The organism is Herpetosiphon llansteffanensis (assembly GCF_003205875.1).
Taxonomy (GTDB): domain Bacteria; phylum Chloroflexota; class Chloroflexia; order Chloroflexales; family Herpetosiphonaceae; genus Herpetosiphon; species Herpetosiphon llansteffanensis.
On sequence record NZ_PUBZ01000062.1, the window covers coordinates 1 to 393 of the forward strand.

The window sequence follows — 393 nt, forward strand, 5'->3', positions numbered from 1 at the left end:
GGTGATATGGGATAGTGTTCACCCTTGTTACACCGTTTTCCATGAGCAAACTGAAACGTTTTCATCGCTCTGGAGTGAATACCACGACGATTTCCGGCAGTTTCTACAGATATATTCGCAAGATGTGGCGTGTTACGGTGAAAACCTGGCCTATTTCCCTAAAGGGTTTATTGAGAATATGTTTTTCGTCTCAGCCAATCCCTGGGTGAGTTTCACCAGTTTTGATTTAAACGTGGCCAATATGGACAACTTCTTCGCCCCCGTTTTCACCATGGGTAAATATTATACGCAAGGCGACAAGGTGCTGATGCCGCTGGCGATTCAGGTTCATCATGCCGTTTGTGATGGCTTCCATGTCGGCAGAATGCTTAATGAATTACAACAGTACTGCGA

At 45.3% G+C, this 393-nt stretch carries 1 protein-coding gene; it reads left to right on the forward strand.

Annotation, left to right across the window (positions count from 1 at the left end):
* Window positions 1-393: CatA-like O-acetyltransferase (locus C5S61_RS27740; RefSeq protein WP_110513791.1), on the forward strand; the 393-nt coding region annotated here is incomplete at both ends.